Annotated in this window: 3 protein-coding genes; all 3 read right to left on the bottom strand. The window is 69.2% G+C overall.

Features of this window, described 5'->3' with window-relative positions; all coding sequences use genetic code 11:
• Nucleotides 1-429, bottom strand: a 429-nt coding sequence (locus H5T77_RS25540; RefSeq protein WP_292653420.1) for a substrate-binding domain-containing protein, incomplete at its 3' end; no start/stop codon positions are given.
• Nucleotides 430-498: 69 nt separating this feature from the next.
• Nucleotides 499-1,545: an ABC transporter permease gene (locus tag H5T77_RS25535; RefSeq protein ID WP_292653419.1), complete on the bottom strand. Its 1,047-nt coding sequence runs from the start codon at nucleotides 1,543-1,545 to the stop codon at nucleotides 499-501.
• Nucleotides 1,542-2,961: sugar ABC transporter ATP-binding protein (locus tag H5T77_RS25530; protein ID WP_292653418.1), on the bottom strand; the 1,420-nt coding region annotated here is incomplete at its 5' end. The genes H5T77_RS25535 and H5T77_RS25530, both read right to left, overlap by 4 nt.

Below are 2,961 nucleotides of genomic sequence, written 5' to 3'. Positions count from 1 at the left end.
TCTGATGCCGGCCTCCATCGCCTTGAGCGCCACCGGCGTCAGCGCGGCGCCGTCGAAGGGCAGCAGCACGATGGCGTCGACCTTGTCGTTGATGAAGGTCTCGACCTGGCTGATCTGCAGACCGACCTCGTTGGTGCCCTCCGCCAGGCGGAAGTCGACGTCCTCGTACGCCTCGGCAGCGGTCTGGGCCTGCTCGCTGATCGCGCCCATCCAGCCGTGGTCGGCGGCGGGGGCCGAGAAACCGATGACGACCGTGTCGCCCTTCTCGTCGTTGGAGCCGGCCTCGGCGTTGGAGGTGCCGCCGACGTTCTCCGACTTCTCGAGGGTGTTGCTGATGCAGGCCGAGAGGGCGAAGACCGAGAGGCCGACGACGACGCCGGTGCCCATGCGCCGGGCGAGGGCGAGTCTTGCTGGGGACTTCAGGTTCATGGAAGTGCTCCTAGATCGTGCGGAGGTGGAGGGGCGGGTGAGTCCGAGAGATCCGAGAAGGTACGGCGGCTACGAGCCGGGCTGTCGTGCGAACCGCTTCTGCAGCAGCACGGCGGCGATGATGATCAGGCCCTTGGTGAAAGCCTGAGCGGAGATCGAGAGATTGTTGAGCACGAAGACGTTGGTGAGGGTCATGAAGATCAGCACCCCGAAGACGGTGCCGATGATGTTGCCGCGCCCGCCGGCGAGCAGGGTGCCGCCGATGACGACCGCCGCGATGGCGTCGAGCTCGTAGAGCTGGCCGTGGGTGGCGCTGCCGGTCGTGGTACGGCTGATCAGCATCACCGCGGCGATGCCGCAGCAGAGGCCGACGAGCACGTAGAGGAGCATGGTGTGGCGGCGGACGTTGATGCCGGCCAGGCGCGAGGCCTCCGGGTTGCCGCCGATGGCCAGCGTGCGCCGGCCGAAGGTGGTGCGGTTGAGCAGGACCCAGCCGATCACGGCCACGATGGCGAAGATCCAGATCAGCACCGAGATCCCGAGGATGTCGCGGGAGAACGCGTCGGTGAAGCCCGGCACGCTGACGATCTGGGTCTTGCGCGCGGAGATGATCTCGGCCAGACCGCGGGCGCTGGCCATCATCGCCAGCGTGGCGATGAACGGCACCACCCCGCCGTACGCGATCAACAACCCGTTGATCAGGCCGGCGCCCGCGCCGACCAGTAGAGCGGTGGTGACGATGATGATCCAGTGGATGTCGTTGGCCATCGCCTGGGTGGCCACCGTCGTGCACCAGATCGAGGAGAGCGCGACCAGCGCACCCACCGACAGGTCGATGCCGCCGCCGGTGATCACGAACGTCATCCCGATGCTGACCACGCCGATCACCGCGGACAGTCGCAGGATCGTCATCACGTTGTCGACCGAGGCGAACCGCTCACCGCCGGTGGCGATACCGATGACGGCCAGCAGCGCCAGCGCCAGGACCAGGCCCAGGTTGTGGCCAGCGCCGCTGCGGAGCAGCTGGCCGAGGCCACCGGGTTCTGCCCGGCGGGCCGCCTCCTTCTCGACCCGGGCTGTGTCAGCCAGGGTGGCGGCATCCGTGTGGTCGCTCATGCGACCTCTCCTTCCATCACGAGGTCCAGGACCTTCGACTCATCGATCTCGGTGGCGGGTCCCTCGTGGACGACGGAGCCCTCGCTGATGACGAGGACCCGGTCGGCGAGACCGAGCACCTCCTCCACCTCGCTGGACACCACGACCACGGCGACACCTTCGTCGGCCAGGCGGCGGACGAGGCTGTAGATCTCGCTGCGCGCCCCGACGTCGACGCCCCGGGTGGGCTCGTCGAGGAGCAGCACCTTGCAGTCGCGCAGCAGCCACCTGGCGAGCACGACCTTCTGCTGGTTGCCGCCGGACAGGTTGCGGACCGGCCGGTCCACCCCGGCGGGACGTACGTCGAGCGAGCGGGTGAGCTCCTCGGCGGCGCGACGCTCGGCGGCGCTGTCCAGGAAGCTGGCCTTGGAGAATCGGCTCAGGGAGGAGACCGTCACGTTGCGGTAGACCGCCTGGTCGAGCAGCAGTCCCTGGCTCTTGCGCTCCTCGGGAGCCAGGCCGATCCCGGCGGCAACCGCGGCGCGGACCGAGCCGCGACGCAGCCGGCGACCGTTGACGGTGACCGTGCCCGTGGTCGAGCGGCGAGCGCCGTAGATGGTCTCCAGGATCTCCGAGCGGCCGGAGCCGACCAGACCCGCCAGACCGACGATCTCGCCGGCGTGGACACGCAGGTCGACGTCGTGGAAGCGGTCACCGGAGAGGCCGCTGGCCTCGAGCACCGGCGTGGCGTCCCGACCGGGTGCCGTCGTGGGGCGCTCGGGGAAGACGTACTCGATCTCGCGGCCGGTCATCAGCGTGATCAGCTCAGAGGTCGGGGTCTCCGCGGCGGAGAGCCCGGTGGCCACGGTGCGGCCGTCCTTGAGGACCGTGATCCGGTCGCCGATCTGCCGGATCTCGTCCAGGCGGTGGGAGATGTAGATGATCGCGACGCCCTCCGCGGTGAGGCCACGGACCACTCGGAAGAGGTTGTCGACCTCCTCCTGGTCGAGGACCGCGGACGGCTCGTCGAGGATGAGCAGCCGGGTGTCGTGGGACAGCGCGCGCGCCATGCTGACGATCTGCTGGCCTGCCGGCGAGAGGTCACCGACCAGCTTGTTCGGGTCGACCTCGCTGTGGCCGAGCCGGGCCAGGATCGCGCGCACGCGCTGAGTGGCCTCGGCACGACGGCTGAACCCGGCGGTGGCGAGCTCGTGGCCGAGGAAGACGTTCTCGGTGACGGTGAGCCCCGGAACCAGGTCGAGCTCCTGGTAGATGGTCGAGATGCCCCGCTTCATGGCGGCGACCGGCGTGGCCAGCCGGACCGGCTCGCCCTCCCAGCGGATCTCCCCCTCGTCGGGCTGGTACGACGCGGAGAGCACCTTGATCAGGGTCGACTTGCCAGCACCGTTCTGTCCGAGCAGGCAGTGCACCTCACCC

Origin of the sequence: Nocardioides sp. (genome assembly GCF_014360585.1) — a bacterium.
Taxonomy (GTDB): domain Bacteria; phylum Actinomycetota; class Actinomycetes; order Propionibacteriales; family Nocardioidaceae; genus Nocardioides.
Note: the sequence above shows the minus strand (reverse complement) of the source record. Positions and strands in the feature narration are given on the sequence as shown.

Excerpts from the sequence above, each read along its gene's own strand:
- H5T77_RS25535 (WP_292653419.1), bottom strand. The coding sequence starts at position 1,545 with ATGAGCGACCACACGGATGCCGCCACCCTGGCTGACACAGCCCGGGTC.